Origin of the sequence: Luteitalea pratensis (assembly GCF_001618865.1) — a bacterium.
In the GTDB taxonomy this organism is placed as follows: Bacteria; Acidobacteriota; Vicinamibacteria; order Vicinamibacterales; family Vicinamibacteraceae; genus Luteitalea; species Luteitalea pratensis.
The window spans coordinates 6,238,157-6,253,016 of the sequence record NZ_CP015136.1; the positions used below are offsets into that span (position 1 = coordinate 6,238,157).

10 protein-coding genes are annotated in these 14,860 nt (G+C 67.3%); 4 read left to right on the forward strand and 6 right to left on the reverse strand.

Features of this window, described 5'->3' with window-relative positions:
• Positions 1 to 17: 17 nt before the first annotated feature.
• A complete protein-coding gene (locus LuPra_RS26370; RefSeq protein ID WP_110173525.1) occupies positions 18 to 2,636 on the reverse strand; it encodes an ABC transporter permease in 2,619 nt (872 codons plus the stop codon).
• Positions 2,633 to 2,986 carry a PadR family transcriptional regulator gene (locus LuPra_RS26375; protein WP_234800564.1) on the reverse strand — a complete coding sequence of 118 codons (354 nt, stop codon included), beginning with the start codon at positions 2,984 to 2,986 and terminating at the stop codon, positions 2,633 to 2,635. The genes LuPra_RS26370 and LuPra_RS26375 overlap by 4 nt, the downstream gene beginning before the upstream one ends.
• 116 nt (positions 2,987 to 3,102) lie before the next feature.
• Between LuPra_RS26375 and LuPra_RS26380 the strand changes: the two genes are divergently transcribed.
• The 3 genes from LuPra_RS26380 (at position 3,103) to LuPra_RS26390 (ending at position 6,598) form a co-directional block, all read left to right on the forward strand.
• Complete coding sequence (locus LuPra_RS26380) at positions 3,103 to 3,741, forward strand: hypothetical protein (RefSeq protein WP_110173527.1); 639 nt, start codon at positions 3,103 to 3,105, stop codon at positions 3,739 to 3,741.
• Between the two features lie 2 nt (positions 3,742 to 3,743).
• Positions 3,744 to 4,652 carry a metallophosphoesterase gene (locus LuPra_RS26385; RefSeq protein WP_157899713.1) on the forward strand — a complete coding sequence of 303 codons (909 nt, stop codon included), beginning with the start codon at positions 3,744 to 3,746 and terminating at the stop codon, positions 4,650 to 4,652.
• A gap of 122 nt (positions 4,653 to 4,774) precedes the next feature.
• The gene (locus LuPra_RS26390; protein ID WP_110173529.1) at positions 4,775 to 6,598 is read left to right on the forward strand and encodes an ABC transporter ATP-binding protein; all 1,824 of its coding nucleotides are present in this window, start codon (positions 4,775 to 4,777) and stop codon (positions 6,596 to 6,598) included.
• Here the strand turns inward: LuPra_RS26390 and LuPra_RS26395 are convergent.
• The 4 genes from LuPra_RS26395 to LuPra_RS26410 form a co-directional block, all read right to left on the reverse strand.
• The gene (locus LuPra_RS26395; protein WP_110173530.1) at positions 6,585 to 9,266 is read right to left on the reverse strand and encodes an ABC transporter permease; all 2,682 of its coding nucleotides are present in this window, start codon (positions 9,264 to 9,266) and stop codon (positions 6,585 to 6,587) included. The two genes, LuPra_RS26390 and LuPra_RS26395, sit on opposite strands and share 14 nt — an antisense overlap.
• Positions 9,267 to 9,274: 8 nt before the next feature.
• A complete protein-coding gene (locus LuPra_RS26400; RefSeq protein WP_234800565.1) occupies positions 9,275 to 9,616 on the reverse strand; it encodes a PadR family transcriptional regulator in 342 nt (113 codons plus the stop codon).
• Between the two features lie 212 nt (positions 9,617 to 9,828).
• On the reverse strand, positions 9,829 to 12,009 hold the full coding sequence (gene katG / locus LuPra_RS26405; RefSeq protein WP_110174882.1) for a catalase/peroxidase HPI: 2,181 nt from the start codon (positions 12,007 to 12,009) through the stop codon (positions 9,829 to 9,831).
• Between the two features lie 38 nt (positions 12,010 to 12,047).
• Positions 12,048 to 12,575 carry a Fur family transcriptional regulator gene (locus LuPra_RS26410; protein ID WP_110173531.1) on the reverse strand — a complete coding sequence of 176 codons (528 nt, stop codon included), beginning with the start codon at positions 12,573 to 12,575 and terminating at the stop codon, positions 12,048 to 12,050.
• Between the two features lie 370 nt (positions 12,576 to 12,945).
• Here LuPra_RS26410 and LuPra_RS26415 point away from each other — a divergent pair, with 370 nt between their 5' ends.
• A complete protein-coding gene (locus LuPra_RS26415) occupies positions 12,946 to 14,859 on the forward strand; it encodes a cytochrome ubiquinol oxidase subunit I (protein ID WP_110173532.1) in 1,914 nt (637 codons plus the stop codon).
• Position 14,860 lies beyond the last annotated feature (1 nt).

Below are 14,860 nucleotides of genomic sequence, written 5' to 3' on the forward strand. Positions count from 1 at the left end.
GTTGGCTTGACGCCGTCCTACGACCCTTCCCGCAGGACCACCAGGGGCGACTTGACCGCCGCGCGCAGTGCGGGCGCGAGCGACGCCACCACCGCGAGCACGGCCACGATGGCCGTCGAGTAGATGAACGGCGTGGTTCCGCTCGCGACCGCGTCGAAGACACGACCAAGCACGAAGACACCGACGATCGCGACCACGCCGCCAGCCACCATGCCGTACGCCGCGAGACGCAGGCCATCGCCGAGGACGAGTGTCAGCACGTCCTGTCCGGACGCCCCGAGGATCATCCGCATTCCGATCTCCATGGACCGCTGCCGGACGGCGTATGCGATCACCCCGTACACGCCGAGCATCGCCATCAGCAACGCGGCACTCGCGAAGAACGTCGCCAGGAAGGACACCGCCCTTTCGAGGGTCATCGTTCCCTGGATGATCTCGCGCATGGTCGCCACCGCGTGGACCGGCTGCGCGGCGTCGACCCGCCTGACGGCCTGGCGGATGTCTGGCGCCAGTGACGCGACGGGACGCGTCGAGCGCACCACGACGTACATGCTCTCGACGGGGTAGGGGAAGACGAGCACGTAGACTTCGGGAGACGTCGGCACGTCCATCCCCTCGTTCTTCACGTTGCCGACGATGCCGACGACCTGGAAGCGTGGCCCCTGGCGATCGTCGAACGTGCCGTGAGCACCAACCGCGTCACGCTCGCCCCAGTAGCGCCGGGCAGCCGCCTCGTTGAGGACTACCGGCACGTCGCCCGGACGAGCGTCGAGGTCGGTCAGCAGGCGGCCGCGGTGCAAGGGAATCCGCATGACGTCGAAGTAGCCCGGGCTCACGGCCATCAGGCGGCTCGTGCGATGCGCCGCGTCGGCGTCCGGAGCGCCTTCCGGATGGATCGACGTCACCCGGCCCCAGCCGGTGAGCGGCAGCTGGTTCGCGAAGGCCACCGCGTCGACGCCAGGAATCGCGCCGATCGCCGCCACCAGGCGCTTCTGGTTGGGGATGCGTTGATCCGGATCGAACGCGATCGTCCCGGGCACACTGAGGATGAACGTCAGGAGGTTGTCGGCGTCGAAACCGGGCGACGCGTGTGCCAGGTGCCTGACGTGGACGATCAGGGCGGCGCTCACGGTCAGCAGGCCGAAGGCGAGCGCGACTTCCGCAATGACCAGCGACCGCGACGCCCGACGGCTCTGGCGCCCAGCGGACACCCGCACGCCGTCTCCGAGCGCCGCGGCCGGCGTCGTGCGCGCGGCCTGGCGCAGCGGTGCCAGGCTGGACAGGATGCCCGCGACGGCTGCGGCGCCGAGGGCAAAGCCCAGGACTCGCCAATCAACGTGAATGTCGTCGGGTCGCGGGAGATAGTCGCCCGCGAGGGACACGACGGCCGGCGTCACCACGAGGCTGAGCGCGATGCCGATGGCAGCGGCGGGGAGCGCGATCAGCAACCCCTCGGCGACGTACTGCATCGCGAGCTGGCCGCGGCTGGCGCCGAGCGCCACGCGCATCGCGGTTTCGCGGGCCCGCGCCACCGACCGGGAGAGCAGCAATCCGGCGGCGCTGGCGCACGCGATCAGGAACAGCAGCGCGGCGGCCGCAAAGAGCAGCAGAAGCGTAGGACGGACCCGCTCGATGACGGTCTCGTGCAGGTCGCGCACCCGCGCCGTGGAGGTCAGCCGGCGCTTCGGGTTCTCCGCCACGAGTGCGGCAGCCACCCGAGTCACATCGGCCGTCACCGCGGCGACGCTGACACCCGGCTTGCGCCGCGCGTAGACGAGGTAGCAGCAGCCATCGCGCTCGGCGATGTCGAGCGGCGTCCAGACATCCACGCGGTCGGCAGCCGCGGTCTGGCCGGTCACCGGCAGGTGAAAGGACGCGGGCATCACGCCCGCGACCGCATAGGCACGGCCGTCGAGCGTGAGCCCCTGCCCGACGATGGCAGGATCGGCTCCGAGGCGCCGCCACAATGCGTGCGAGATCACGGCGCCGCTGTCGTCGTCGAACCAGCGGCCGAGCGACGGAGCGACACCGAACTGGTGCACCAGCGGGATCGTGACGGCAACGCCCTTCACGTGCAGCGGCTCGACGCCGTGCATCAGGTTCTTGCCGCTCTCACGAAACCAGCCGAACGCATCGAAGGTCGTGGTCCGCTGCTGGTACTCCTCGGCGTCCCGGTAGGAAAGGTCTCCGCAGCGCTCCGTGTCGATGCGGTCCGATTCGCACAGCGCCACGAAGCGGTGGCCGTCGCGGTACCCCAACGGCTTCAGCATCACGCCGTTGACGACGGTGTAGATCGCGGTGGCCGATCCGATGCCGACGGCCAGCGCGAAGGTGGCCAGCAGCGCAATGCTCTTCGCGCTCCGCCACGATCGCCATGCCTGTGAGAATGCCCGTGTCACGGCCTCGGCACGTGGCAGCCCCCGAGCCTCACGGTGCAGCACCTTCGTCGCGGTCAGCCCGCCCATCTGCAGGACGGCCTGGCGGTGCGCCTCCTCCGGAGACAAGCCGCGCTGCACGTTGCGGTGTGTCAGCAGGTCGAGATGAGCGGAGAGCTCTTCGTCCAGTTCCAGATCGAGCGTGCGCTTCCGGAAGATCGCCATGAGACGGGCCAGCGCTTCCTGCGCGTACCGCATCATCGGTTGTTCCCTCCGACGCCCGTGGCCAGCACGCGGCCAATCACTGTCGCCAGGCGCGTCCAGTTGGTCGTCTCCGCGGTGAGCGCCTTTTCCCCGGCACGCGTCAGCGAGTAGTACTTCGCACGACGATTGTTCTCGGACGTCCCCCAGGAGGTCTTGATCAGCCGGCGCTGCTCGAGGCGCACGAGCGAGGCGTAGATGGTGCCCTCGTTCATCGCCAGTTCGTCACCGCTGGTCTGCTCGAGGCGACGGGCGACGCCGTAGCCATGCAGGGGACCCATCGACGACAGGATCTGGAGCACCAGCAGATCCAGTGTGCCCTTCAGGAGGTCGATCTTGTCTTCGGACACGCGTGGCTCCTCTGTTACTAACAGAGGTAGACTAGCATGCCTTCTCTGCGACTCGCAAAGGAACTTGGGACGGTCGACGGTCACTGCCGGGCTTCCGTTCGCCATACACTTACGCGATGCCAAAGTCGTCCCGCACGTCGCACCTCGCCCACGATCGCCGGCTCATCGTCGCCGCGCTCACGGGCCTGCTCGCGACCGGCTTCGCTGCCTGCGCCGCCAGAAATGGCGGACCCCAACCGGCCAACGTCGCTGCTCCGACGTCCGCTGCCGATGACCGGCAGGCCGTCCTGCTCTTCCGGCGAAAAGTGGAGGACTACGCCGCGCTGCATCGCCGACTCGCACGCTCCATGCCGACGGTGTCGGCACAGGCCTCGCCGGCAGACGTCCATGCGCAAGAGCTGGCGTTCGAGAAGCTGATCGCGAGTGAACGCCGGTCGAGCAACGCCGGCGATCTCTTCATCGTCGAGATCCAGCCGCTGATACGGCGTGTCGCCGGGGAGCTGCTGTCGGGGCAGGCCGGCGCGCCGCTCCTGGACACCATCAAGGAGGAGAGCACCGAGGGGCGCGCCAGCGCACGGGTAAACGCACGCTATCCAGACAGCGTGCCGCTGTCCAGTGTGCCGGCGCAGCTGCTCGCGGCGCTGCCGGCGCTGCCCGAAGAACTCGAGTACCGCTTCGTCGGGCGGGACCTCATTCTCCTGGACACGAAAGCGAGGCTGGTCGCCGACGTGATGCCGCTCGTCCTGCCGAGATGACCATGAGACGACCGGCCTGCCTGGGTGCGAGCGTCCTCGCCAGCGCCCTGCTGTTCACGTTCCCGGCGGCCCCCGCAACGGCGCCGTGGCCAGAGTTCACACAAGCGGCTGCACCTGCACGCGAGTTCTCGCTGCCGAACCGGTCGTCGTCGCTGAAGTTCTTCGTGCTCGGTGACTTCGGCACGGGCAGTCGCCAGCAGTACGCGCTGGGCGAGCGCATGGCGACCGTGCACCGCGTGTTTCCGGCAACGCTGGTCATCACCGTCGGTGACAACATCTACGGGGGCGAGCGTCCCCAGGACTTCACGAAGAAGTTCGAGGAGCCGTACCGCGAGTTGCTGGAACGCGGCGTCAAGTTCCACGCCTCGCTTGGCAACCATGACGCGCGCGAACAGTCGCACTACGCCCCGTTCAACATGGGCGGTCGCACGTACCACAGCTTCGATGCGCCTCGCCAGGACGTGAAGTTCATCGCGATCGAAAGTGACTATCCGACGCCAAAGCAGATCGCGTGGCTGAAGGAGGAACTGGCCAGCCGCGACGACTGGATCATTCCGTACTTCCATCACCCACTGTATTCGTCTGGCCGCCGTCATGGGCCGCACCTCGACCTGCGTGCAACGCTCGAGCCGCTGTTCCTGGCAAGCAACGTCACCGTGGTCTTCGCCGGCCACGAGCACTTCTACGAACGGACGAAGCCGCAGCGGGGCATCACGCATTTCATCGTCGGCTCGGGTGGGCAGCTGCGCAAGGGCAACCTCGATCCGCGCAGCAGCGTCACGGCCCGGGGCTTCGATACGGATCGCGCGTTCCTGGCCGTGGAGATCGATGGCGACGAACTGTTCTTCAACGCGATCGATACGGCGGGCGCCGTGGTCGACTCGGGACAGATCGCACGCCGCAAGCGGTAATCCAGGGGAGGACCAGGCCTGGCCGAGTCGCAGCCCGCCGGACTGCCCGGCGTACGACATCGCGTACACCGCCCGGCCCGGCCCGGCCCGGCCCGGCATGCCACGGACCACTGAATCGACCCATGCCCCTGCAGATCAGTGAACATTTCAAGAGGCTGCTGCCGATCGCCCTCGTGCCCCTGTGGTGTGTGGCAGCCGGACTGACAGCGTTCTCCGCCCTGTACGGCGAGTCGCTGCCGTTGCCTGGCATCCAGGTGTCCCTGCGGAATGCGAGCCGGCCGTTCCTGCTGCTTGCGGTGCTGACGTTGCTGCTCGTGCACCTGCGTCCGGCGCGTGCGCTTCGCATCAGGGACGGCGTCCGGCGCGTGTCGGCCACGGTGCCGGCATGGTGCGTAGCCATAGCGCTGGCAGTTCTTGTCGGCGCGGTCGGATGCCGTTTCGGCTCCGACGTGGCGGCCGGGGCCGACAGCTACGGCTACATCACTCAGGCAGAGATGCTGTCAACTGGTCACCTGCAGCGACCAGAATCAGCGCTTGCTGCCGGAGCCACGTGGCCGAACAGCCGGCCGAGCCTCGCCCCTCTCGGCTGGCTGCCCGTCGAAGCCGGTTCGTTGGCTCCGGTGTATCCCCCTGGCTACCCGTTGCTCATGGCAGGCCCGCGCCTGATCCATCCGCGGTGGATGTTCGCCGTCGTGCCCCTCGCTGGCGCAGCGACACTCGTGGCTCTCATCGTCCTGGCCCGCGCAATCGGGCGCGCCGACGTTGGCGTCGCGGCGGCAGCACTGCTCGCCTCGAGTCCGGCTTTCCTGATGTCGCTCGTGGTGCCGATGTCCGACCTGCCGGCGACCGCCGCGTGGGCCGTGGCCGCCACGCTCGCCCTTGGCCGCAGCCCGCGCGCCGATCAACGCGGAACGCCGAACGCCGACCGCAGCGGAATCGGCCATGCGTGGTCCGCGATCGGCGCTGGTGCGGTGGGCGGCCTGGCACTCCTGATCCGCCCCAACCTGCTGCCGTTGTCGATCGGGGTCCTCGTGCTGGCGACGATGCAAGACTCGGACAGGCGACAACGATATGCCCGCCTGCTGATCGTGGGCTCCGGTTTCGCCGCGGGTGCACTTCTGGTGGCGGCATTTCAGTCGGCGTACTACGGCTCGCCGACGGCAAACGGCTACGGCCGCTTGACCGATCTGTTCGCCTTTCGCCACTGGCGGACAAACGTGCTGCAGTTCGCGCATTGGCTGTTCGAGACTCACCCCACGGCCGTCCTCGTGGCGTCTGTCGTTGGCGCCATGTCGACCCTTCGTCGAAGTGCCGCGCCAGCCTCACGCCTGTTGTGGCTGCCAGCACTCACGCTCGCCTGCTACGTGCTGTACCTGCCCTTCGACAACTGGACCTACCTGCGTTTCCTGTTGCCCGCATTCCCGTTGATGATGCTCTGGGCGGCCATCGGCATACGCCACGTCGTCGGCTACCTTCGCGAGCCCATGCCGTCATATGCGTTTGCGCTGACGGTGGCCTGGTGTGCGCTGGCCGGCGTTCACGAGGCCAGGGTGCGCCATGTGTTTGCCAACGCCGCGAGCCTCGAACGGTTCCGGTCCGTGTCGATCGAGGTGGCGAAGGTCATCCCGCCGCGGAGTATCGTCATCACCCGTGAGTTCAGCGGCAGCTTGCAGTACTACGGGCATGTCGACACGGTCCGATGGGATTGGCTGGATGCGGCCGGGCTCGAGCAGGCCGTCAGGACGCTGCAGTCGCAGGAGCGACAGGTATTTGCGTTGCTCGACCTTAGGAGTGAGGTTCCCGAATTCGAGAGGAACCGCCCTCCCGGTGGTACCTCCCTGCGCCTCGAACAGCTTCAGACATTCAGCGGCACCGTGGAGCGTGTCGCCCTGTACCGGGTCATGGGCGACGTACCTGGCGCGACCGGGCCCGTCAGTCGCCCTTGAGCACTTCGATCGGGTCCACGGCCGATCCACGCTGCGCCGATACGTAACTGGCCAATGACGCGGCAACCACCAGCCCCAGCGCGACCGCCAGGTGTGTCGGCAGGTCCAATGGCGTGATGCCGAACAACTGCGACGCGATGAGGCGCGTCAGGCCCGCAGCCGCGCCGAGGCCGATCACGACACCGACGCCGACGAGGACCAGGGCGTGGCGGACGAACATCTGCGACACCTCGCCGCGCCGTGCGCCGAGGGCGAGGCGGATGCCGATCTCACGGCGACGCCGCGACACGCTGTAGCTGACGACGCCGTAGACCCCAATCAGCCCGAGGATCAGAGCCAGCGCACCAGTGATGCCGAGGAGCAGCAGCGTCATCGACGCGCGTCCCATCGACTGCCGATACATCGCGCCCAGCGTCCGGGGCTGGGCGATGGAGAGATCGCCGTGGACCGAGGCGATGGCGCGACGGAGATCGACCAGGAAGTCGGCGTGCCCCGCGCGGACGCTGCGGACGACGAACGCCGCCGTCGGCACCGATCGCGGTGGGTTCACGATCAGCGCCGGTGCCGGCTGATCGAGCCCGTCGTGATGCACGTCCTCGACGACGCCGATGATTTCCGACCCGGGATTGGCTGGGAACGCGCTGATCCGCCGCCCCAGCGCGGCAGCCGGCGATCCCCACTCCTTGCGGGCCAGCCCTTCGGAGACCAGCATCACCTGCCGTTGCGTGACGACGTCGTCCCAGGTCAGGCCACGGCCGGCCACGATGCGGGTCTGCATGGTCTCGAACAGGCCCGGCGAGGCATTCTGAATTTCCCAGGTGCGAGACAGTCCATCGGCAGCCGGCACGCCGTCGACGTACGGGATGAGCGACACCTGGCGCCCGTCGCCGTCCAGTGGCAGGCCGTCGTTGCCCGACGCGAAGCCGGCCGACGTGACGCCGCCGATCGCGGCGAGCCGATCGAGTAGCGCCCGCTGCGTGTTGAGCAACCGTTCGCGGTTGGCGGCATTCTCGTCGCCACCAAGCGGCCCGGTCCGAGGAATCGTGAGCAGGAATGTCTGCACCGCATCCGGATTGCGGAAGCCAGGGACGACGCGATGCAGCTCCAGGAAGGTCCGGATCATCAACCCAGAGCCGACCAGCAGCACGAGCGCCGTCGCCACCTGCGCCACCACGAGTATCTGCCGTGTGCACAGACCGCCTGGACCGTCGCTCACCGAGCGCGTGCCGCGCAGCGCCTCGGAGTGCGGTGTACCCGTAGCGGACAGTTGCGCCAGCGGCACACCGGCAGCGATCAGGGTCGCGCCGACAGCCGTTCCCGCGGCGACGAGCAGCACCACGGGATCGATGCGCACGGTCATGATCTGCGGCAGGTCGTCGACGCCGAGCGAGAGCAGGTACGGCAGGCCGGCGTACGCGAGGGCAACGCCGCCGAGGCCACCGATCAGCCCCACGACCGCGGCTTCGGCCAGCACGACGCGGGCGATGGCGGCACGGCCGGCGCCGAGCGCTGACCGGACGGCCAGCTCGGACCGGCGCGACTGCGTGCGCACGAGCATCAGGTTGGCGACGTTGGCGCACGCCATGAGCAGGAGCAGCGACATCGTGCCCATCAGGATCCACAGCGTCTGTCCGAGGTCGCCGACGACCTTGTCCTTGAGCGTGCGCAGCGCCGGCCTGATTCTCGGCAGCGGCCCCTGGAAGCCGGGATTGAACTCCCGGATGAGCAGCGGCAGCATGCGTGCAACGTCGGCATTGGCGGCCTCTAACGTCACGCCCTTCTTCAGCCTCGCGATCGCACGGCCATCTCCCGAGGGGAACCGGGCATCGGCGCGGACGTGCTGCAGCGGATAGAAGACGTCCGCGTCGTAGTCGAAGAACCGGAACGACGAGGGCAGCACGCCGATGATCTCGCGCGCCACGCCCTCGACCATCAGGGTTTGCCCCACAGCCGGCGTCGCGCCGAAGCGACGCTGCCAGTATCCGTGCGAGATCACCACCGTCGGTGCCGCTCCGGTGCGATCGTCCGCGGCAGTGAAGGTGCGCCCGGCCACCGGCGTCGCGCCCAGGATCTGCAACACCTCGTGTGTCATCTCGAGGCTCGTGACCGACTCGGGCTCGCCGTCGCCGCTGACCGTCACCGGGGAGCTGTCCCAGTCCCAGTGGCCAATGGCGTCGAATGTCCGGTTGTGATCGCGATAACCGAAGTAGGCGGCCGGCGACGCAAGGAGCTGGCCGCCGTTGGCGCCCTGGTGGACGATCTCGACGAGACGATCCTGGTCGGGATACGGCAGCGGCCGAATCAGGATGCCGTAAACGACGCTGAACATCGCGGTGGTGGCGCCGATGCCGAGCGCGAGCGTGATGACCGCGACGGCCAGGAAGGTCGGGGCTCGCTGGAGGGCCCGCCACCCGAAACGTACATCGCGCGCGAGATCCTCGAGACCCGTCGCGCGGAACTCGTCGCGCGTTCGCTCGCGCACCTGCTCCACGCCGCCGAAGCGCAGGAGTGCCTGACGTCGTGCCTCGTCGGGCGGCATCCCGGCACGACGGTTCTTGTCGGCCTGGCTCTCGACGTGAAAACGAATCTCGTCCTGGAGTCCGTCCTCGAGTTCCTGCCGCTGCAGCGTCGAGCGAAGTCGTCGCCAGCCTTCACGCAGTAGGCCCATCGTTTACCTCAGCTCGCGTTGGTCGCCCGCAGGACGAGCGTGATCGCGCGCGACATCCGTTCCCACTGTGCCAGCGAGTCCTGCAGGTACCGGCGTCCACTCGCTGTCAGCGCGTAGTAGCGCGCCCGGCGGTTGTTGTCGGTCACGCGCCAGTCCGAACGGACGAAGCCTTGCCGCTCGAGGCGGTAGAGCGCGGGATAGAGCGTGCCCTGACCGAGCTGCAGCACCTGCTCGGACCACTGCTCGATGCGTTCGGTGATGCCCCAGCCGTGCATCGGCTCGAGTTGAAGGGCTCTCAGGACCAGCATGTCCAGCGTGCCCTGCATGACGTCGCTTCGCTCTTTGGCCACGGTCTCCTTTCGATAGACGTAAGAAGTCTCGCAGGTGTTCCTTTCGACTGTCAAGGGGAAGCGACTGCGCACGAAGATGGGCCGGGCTCGGAGAGCCGGCCCTACCGGCTCGCGGAAGCGCGGGTTTGGTAGGGCCCGTTCTCCGAACGCGGCCCGTAGATTCTGGCAGGAGGACGCAGACCGGCCGCGTGGGCCGACCTGCGTCGGGGCAATCAGGCGAGGTCGAATCGATCGAGATTCATGACCTTGGTCCACGCGGCCACGAAGTCGTGCACGAACTTCTCCTGCGCGTCATCGCATGCGTAGACTTCGGCCAGAGCACGCAGTTCGGAGTTCGACCCGAAGAGGAGGTCGACGCGGCTCGCGTTCCATGTGCGCGCACTGGTGCCGCGGGCGCGCCCCTCGAACGTGTCTGCGGCCTCCGACGTCGGCTTCCACTCCGTGCTCATGTCGAGCAGGTTCACGAAGAAGTCGGTGCTCAACGTCCCGGGCCGTGTGGTGAAGACGCCGAGGGCGGACTGGCCGGCGTTCGCGTTCAGGACACGCAGACCGCCAACGAGCACGGTCAACTCTGGAGCCGTCAGCGTCAGCATCTGCGCCCGCTCGACCAGCAGCACCTCGGCCGGCACCTGGTGTCCCTGGGCCACGTAGTTGCGGAAGCCGTCGAACGTCGGTTCGAGCACGGCAAAGGCTTCCACGTCGGTCTGCTCCTCGGTCGCATCGGTGCGCCCCGGAGCAAACGGCACCTGCACGTCGTAGCCGGCGAGCCTGGCGGCATGCTCGACGGCGGCACAGCCGCCCAGCACGATCACATCGGCAAGCGAGACCTGCTTCTTTCCGCCCGCCTGCGCGGCGTTGAAGGCCTGCTGGATGCCCTCGAGCGTCTGCAGCACCGTCGCCAGCCCGGACGGGTCGTTCACCGCCCAGTCCTTCTGCGGCGCGAGACGGATGCGCGCGCCGTTGGCGCCTCCCCGCCGGTCGGTGCCGCGGAACGTTGCGGCAGATGCCCATGCGGTCGAGACCAGCTGCGAGGTCGTCAGTCCAGAGGCGAGGATCTGACGCTCGAGCGCGACGATGTCGTCGGTGCCGATCGGATCGTGCGCGGCCGACGGGACCGGGTCCTGCCACAACTGTGGCTCCGCCGGCACCTCCTTGCCGAGGTAGCGCGTGATGGGACCCATGTCGCGGTGCGTGAGCTTGAACCATGCCCTGGCGAACGCGTCAGCGAACTCTTGCGGGTTCTCGAGGAAGCGCCTGGAGATCCGTTCATACGACGGGTCAGCGCGCAGCGCCAGATCCGTCGTCAGCATCGTCGGCGCGTGCCGCTTCGACGGGTCGTGGGCATCGGGCACGGTGGCGGCCCCGGCGCCGTCGTTCGGCTTCCACTGCTTCGCCCCTGCGGGGCTCTCCGTGAGTTCCCACTCGTAGCCGAACAGGTGACCGAAGTAGTCGTTGCTCCACCTGGTCGGCGTCGTGGTCCAGGTGACCTCGAGCCCACTGGTGATGGTGTCGCCGCCCTTGCCGGAGGCATAGCTACTCGTCCAGCCGAGGCCCTGCGCCTCGAGCGGTGCCCCCTCCGGTTCCGGTCCGACATGCGTCGCGGGACCCGCGCCGTGGGTCTTGCCGAAGGTGTGCCCACCGGCGATGAGCGCGACCGTCTCCTCGTCGTTCATCGCCATGCGCCGGAACGTCTCGCGGATGTCGCGCGCGGCGGCCAGCGGATCCGGGTTGCCGTTCGGCCCTTCGGGGTTGACGTAGATGAGGCCCATCTGCACGGCGCCGAGAGGGTTGGCAAGGTCGCGGTCGCCGCTATAGCGCGCGTCAGCGAGCCACGTGTCTTCGGTGCCCCAGTTCACCTCGGTGGGCTCCCACACATCTTCTCGCCCGCCGCCGAAGCCGAAGGTCTTGAACCCCATCGACTCCAGCGCGACGTTGCCGGTCAAGACCAGGAGGTCCGCCCACGAGATCGTCTTGCCGTACTTCTTCTTGATCGGCCACAACAGCCGGCGCGCCTTGTCGAGGTTGGCGTTGTCCGGCCAACTGTTGAGCGGTGCGAAACGCTGCTCGCCGGAGCCGGCGCCGCCGCGGCCGTCGTAGATGCGGTAGGTGCCGGCCGCATGCCAGGCCATCCGGATGAAGAACGGCCCGTAGTGGCCAAAGTCGGCCGGCCACCAATCCTGCGAGTCCTTCATGACCGTCTCGATGTCCTTCTTCAGGGCATCGAGATCGAGGGTCTTGAACTCCTTGGCATAGTCGAATGACGGGCCCATGGGATCGCGCGCCGGCGGGTTCTGGTGCAGGACCTTGAGGTCCAACTGGTTCGGCCACCAGTCCCGGTTCGACGTGCCCGCGTGCGCCTTGCCCGAAAACGGGCATTTGTTTTCCATCTCCATCTCGACGCTCACCTCCGTTGTTGTGGATTGAAGACTGGTCAGGTCCGGGAATTCTCGTCAGGGACCGGCGACCGGGTCGCCGGCCCGTCCGCGCGCGCGGTCCTTCGCGTGGCGCGGCGTGGTGTTGTGTCGGGCCGGAATGCCGCTCGCGACTGGGCCACACATTGCGGACAGCGACCCCAGTAGGCGACCTCGGCCTCGTCGATCTCGTAACCCATGCCGTCGGGCGGCGTGAGACAGGGCGCCTTGTGCACTGCGCAGTCGACGTCGACCAGGCGGCCGCAGACGCGACAGATCAAGTGGTGATGGTTGTCGCCGACGCGCGTCTCGTAGCGAGCCGCGGAGCCGGCCGGCTGGATGCGCCGGATGAGCCCTTCGGCAACCAGCACGCCAAGGGCGTCGTACACCGACTGCAACGAAATGGTGCCGATCTCTGCCCTGACAACGTCGGCGACGCCGTCGGCCGCGATGTGTGGTTCACCTGCGACCGCCCGCAAGACCGCCAGGCGCTGAGCCGTGACCTGAATGCCGCGCTGACGAAGGAGTTGGGCCGGGTCGGTCAGCACACGTCAGCATTACTCAATTCTTTGAGTACTTCAATGGCGACCGCGCGCTTTCGGCGACGCCATCTCGTTCTCGGTCGTGCGCGCCCGCGACGCGCTTGACCCTCGTTCGAGTTCGTGATTAGAATCGCCGCCTCAATCAGACGGATTTCGGTCGGGCCCCCTGCGACAGGTGCTTTTTGCGGGCGCGCGGATGCGATATCACCGATCCCATCGCGAACTCGCGCTCTGGCCCGGTGTCCTTCCAAGCGCCCCCGGGAGTCCTCGCCGTTAGCGCACGTCCCCTCTTCGCCGGTTGAGCAAGCCTCCCGATCGTGCCCGACATCGCGGGCCAGGGGTGCGCCCGCAGCCATCGATTGAGGGAGTCGTATTGATGAACCTCAGACTGAAGGTCCTGCTCGGTCCCGTCGCCGTCATCGCGATGTTCGTGGCAGTCGTGACGATGGCCTCGGTCTTGGCGAGCCGCGCCTCCCAGGAACCATCCAGTACGCCCGCCGCTGCCGCAGCCCAGACGCCTCCCGCAACAGCCGAACCTGCCCCCGCGGCAGGCGAGGCTGCGCCCAAGGCAGAGGCGCCGAGTGCGGCCCAATCCAAGCCCTACGAGGAAGTGCCGTACCGGGCCGTCCCCAGGGTCGGCAGCCGTGTCGCCATCTGGATGGTCGCGCAGCTGCACCTGTTGTTTGCGGCGTTCGTCCTGGCCATCCCGATCTTCGCGCTCATCGTCGAGGCGATCGGATACAAGACCGGCGACCGGCGATACGACCGGCTCGCACACGAGTTCACGAAGCTCCTGTCAGTCTCCTTCTCGCTCACGGCGACGTTCGGTGCGGCGCTGACGTTCATGCTCATCATCCTGTACCCGAAGTTCACCAACTACATGATGAGCGTGTTCTCCCCCACCTTCCTTCCGTACGTCCTGCTCTTCTTCTTCGAAGCCTTTTTCCTCTACACGTACTACTACGGCTGGGGAAAGTTCCACCCGCTCGTGCACCTCGGCCTCGGGCTTGGCCTGAACGTCGTGGGTACGGCGATCATGTTCATCGCCAACTCCTGGCTGACGTTCATGATGTCGCCGCGCGGGGTCAACAGTACCGGGGCGGTGATCAACGTCTGGGAGGCCGTCAACAACTTCACCTGGATGCCGATCAATGTCCACCGCATGATCGCGAACGTCGCGTTCGGCGGGTCGGTCGCTGCGGCGTACGCGGCCTTCAAGTTCCTGCAGGCGGAAACCGACGAGGAGCGCGCGCACTACGACTGGATGGGCTACATCGGCAACTTCGTCGCGATCAGTGCCTTCCTGCCGCTGCCCTTCGCCGGCTACTGGCTGGCGAAGGAAATCTACGCCTACTCGCAGACGCTCGGATTGACGATGATGGGCGGTGCCTTCTCGTGGCTCTTCATCATCCAGGCGGTGCTGATCGGCAACCTGTTCCTCGCCGCCAACTACTACCTGTGGCTCGGCATGGGGCGGGTCGAAGGCGCGCAGGGGTTCCAGAAGGTCATCAAGTACCTGCTGGCGGTGATCGTGCTCTGCTTCATGGTCTGGGCAACGCCGCGTTCGATCATCGCGACGGTCTCCGAGATCCGGGCGATGGGTGGGTCCTCACACCCGATCCTGGGCTTCCTCGGCGTCATGTCGGCCAAGAACACGGCCGTGAACATCCTGATCCTCACGACGTTCATGAGCTTCCTGCTCTATCGCCGGACCGGCAAGGTGGCAACGGTGGCGTGGGCGAAGAAGGGGCATGCGGCGCAGCTCACGATATTCGCGGCCGCTGCACTCTTTGTCATCTTCCTCGGCGTCTACGGCTACTTCGTCGAGGCGACGGTCCGAATCAAGCTCTCGGTGCCGCAGGTCCTCTCTGTCCTCTTCGCCATGGTGTCGATCACCGCCATCGACGTGTTCCTGTTCCGCCATGCGACGAGAACGGGCGAAGTGCGATGGGGGAAGATGCCGGTGATCTCGCAGTACGTGCTGATCTTCATCGCCGTCACGTTCACGTGGCTCATGGGGCTCATGGGCTACGTGCGCTCCGGACTTCGCCAGCACTGGCACGTGTACGGCGTCATTCGTGATCGCTCACCGGACGCCTTCACGCCGACGCTCGGCTTCGCGACGCAGGTGGTGTCGGTGACCGTGCTCCTGTTCTTCGTCCTGATCGGCTTCGTGTTCTGGATCACGAGCCTTCACGACCGGCCCGATTTCGAGGAGCGAGGCCGCGTCCGGCACGGCTCCGACGATGTCACTCCGGCGGTGTCGAGTGGCTCGTCTGCACACACGTAAG

Bases quoted from the DNA above. Each gene is read 5' to 3' on its own strand.
- LuPra_RS26370 (WP_110173525.1), bottom strand. From the start codon at position 2,636: ATGATGCGGTACGCGCAGGAAGCGCTGGCCCGTCTCATGGCGATCTTC.
- LuPra_RS26380 (WP_110173527.1), top strand. From the start codon at position 3,103: ATGCCAAAGTCGTCCCGCACGTCGCACCTCGCCCACGATCGCCGGCTC.
- LuPra_RS26385 (WP_157899713.1), top strand. From the start codon at position 3,744: ATGAGACGACCGGCCTGCCTGGGTGCGAGCGTCCTCGCCAGCGCCCTG.
- LuPra_RS26390 (WP_110173529.1), top strand. From the start codon at position 4,775: ATGCCCCTGCAGATCAGTGAACATTTCAAGAGGCTGCTGCCGATCGCC.
- LuPra_RS26395 (WP_110173530.1), bottom strand. From the start codon at position 9,266: ATGGGCCTACTGCGTGAAGGCTGGCGACGACTTCGCTCGACGCTGCAG.
- katG (WP_110174882.1), bottom strand. From the start codon at position 12,009: ATGGAGATGGAAAACAAATGCCCGTTTTCGGGCAAGGCGCACGCGGGC.
- LuPra_RS26415 (WP_110173532.1), top strand. From the start codon at position 12,946: ATGAACCTCAGACTGAAGGTCCTGCTCGGTCCCGTCGCCGTCATCGCG.